The sequence below is a fragment of the Streptomyces cupreus genome (assembly GCF_014257025.1).
GTDB lineage: Bacteria > Actinomycetota > Actinomycetes > Streptomycetales > Streptomycetaceae > Streptomyces > Streptomyces cupreus.
On the sequence record NZ_JACMSF010000151.1, the window covers coordinates 1 to 2,372 of the forward strand.

At 72.6% G+C, this 2,372-nt stretch carries 2 protein-coding genes; both read left to right on the plus strand.

Features of this window, described 5'->3' with window-relative positions:
• A partial coding sequence (locus H4N64_RS43995; RefSeq protein WP_336246986.1) for a choice-of-anchor Q domain-containing protein occupies positions 1-737 on the plus strand: 737 nt, incomplete at its 5' end.
• 45 nt (positions 738-782) lie between these two features.
• Positions 783-2,372 (plus strand): carboxylesterase/lipase family protein (locus tag H4N64_RS44000; protein ID WP_186288235.1); only part of this gene is annotated, 1,590 nt, incomplete at its 3' end.

A 2,372-nucleotide genomic window follows, 5' to 3' on the forward strand; every position in this document is an offset into this window, starting at 1 on the left:
TCGCCAACGCAAAGCACCTGACCCTGCGTCAGGTCGCCGTCACCGGGAACTCCGCCGGGTACGGCGGCGGCATCTTCAACGTCCCGGACTCCCACCTGGATCTCGTCGACAGCACAGTCAGCGGGAACACTGCGGGAGAGGCCGGAGGCATCCGATTCGACGACAGCGGCACCGTGACGAACTCGACGATCGCCGACAACCGCGTGACGGACCCCGGCGACCGTCCCGGCAGCCTCGGCGGCTACGGCGGAGGCATCGACATCCGCGGCACAGGAGCGGTGCAGATCCTCAACTCGACCATCATGGGGAACAGTTCCAGCGACGGCGGGGGCGGAATCAACATCGCCCCCGCCTATCTCGACAGCCTGCCCGCACCCCTCCCCGACCTCATCGATCTGCCCCTGGGCCACATGACCCTGCGCAACACCGTCGTCGCGGGCAACACGGTCGACGGCGCCGCCGCCGACTGCGAGAAGGCCTTCGCCACCATCGCATCGCTGGGTCACAACCTCGACGCCGACGGGAGCTGTCACCTCACCGCCGCAGGCGATCTGCCCAGCCGTGACCCGCAGTTCGGGCCGCTCGCGGACAACGGCGGCCCGACGGACACCGTGGCACTCCTGCCGGGTAGTCCCGCCCTCGACGCGGCCGACGACTGCCCCGCCACCGACCAGCGCGGCATCCCCCGCCCCCAGGGCGCCGCCTGCGACATCGGCGCCTACGAACACACGCCATGACCCCCCGCCCCGCACCGACATCAGGACCGATGAGGATGCGATGACATGAGTTCTCCGAGTCTGCGCCATCCCCTTGCCTGGGCCATGGCCGCCATCGCGGCCCTGCTGCTGTCCCTCACCGCTCCCCCGGCCACGGCCCGCGCCGACGCCGGCCATGACTCCCTGGTCGTGCGGACCGACCGCGGCCTGGTGCGCGGGGCGGTCGGCCGCGACGGGGGGCGGGTGTTCCAGGGGGTACCCTTCGCGGCCCCGCCGACCGGTGAGCTGCGCTGGCGTCCGCCGCGACCCGCCGCGCGATGGCACGGCGTACGGGACGCCACCGCACCGGCCCACCCGTGTCCCCAACTGCCCTTGACCCTGCTCCCCGACGGCGGCCCCGTCCTGCCCGGCGAGTCCAACCGCACCGGCAGCACCACGGAGGACTGCCTGTACCTCAACGTGTGGACCCCCGCCCGCACCACCGCCCGGCCCCTGCCGGTGCTGGTCTGGCTGCACGGCGGCGGCAACGCCTACGGCGCGGGCAGCGACTACGACGGCGCGGCGCTGGCCGCGAAGGGCCTGATCGTGGTGACCGTCAACTACCGCCTCGGAGCACTGGGGTTCCTCAGCCACCCCGCCCTGTCGGCCGAGAGCACGGACCACGCCTCCGGCGACTACGGCCTGATGGACCAGCAGGCCGCGCTGCGCTGGGTACAGCGCAACATCGGCGCCTTCGGCGGCGACCGCGACCGGGTGACGCTCGGCGGCCAGTCCGCAGGATCTGCGGACACCTGCGCCCACATAGCCTCCCCGACCGCGAAGGGTCTGTTCCACCGGGCGATCCAGCAGAGCGGAAGCTGCGCCTCACCCGGCGCCCTGACTCCACTCACACTCGACGCGGCCGAGCACAAGGGCGACGACTTCGCGGCCGCCGTCGGCTGCGCCGACCCGACAACCGCCGCGGCCTGTCTGCGCACCGTGCCCGTCACCGAACTCATCCGCACCGCCGGTACCGGGGCAGCGTCCCTGTGGGGCCCGAACACCGGGCCGCGCATCCTGCCACGCCCTCCGCAGACAGCGTGGGCCGAGGAACGCGTGCACGCGGTGCCGACGCTGAGCGGCAACACCCATGACGAATACCGCTACTTCACCGCCCTGTACGTGGACCTGCTCGGCGGCGGACCGCTGACCCCCGCGTCGTACGCTGCGCTGATCCGGCTCCAGCACGGCGAGCGCGCGGCCGCGGTCCTCGACACGTACCCAACCTCGGCGTACGCCTCCCCCAACCTTGCGTACTCGGCCGTCGGCACCGATCAGCGGTTCGCCTGCCCGGCACGGTCCGACAGCCGGCTGTACAGCACGCGGGCGCCCGTCTACGCCTACGAGTTCGCCGACCCCCAGGCGCCCCCGTTCATCCCAGCACCACACACGCCACAAGGCGCCTTCCACGCCTCCGAACTGGGCTACCTCTTCCCCATGGACGCGGTGCGGCCCCTGACTCCTGCGCAGCGTCGCCTGTCCGCGACGATGACCGCCTACTGGGCCCGGTTCGCCGCGACCGGCGACCCCAACGGGCTCGGAACGCCCTCCTGGCCGCGCTACACGCCCGGCGCAGACCGCATCCAGCACCTGGCACCCGACCGGGTCGGGCCCACC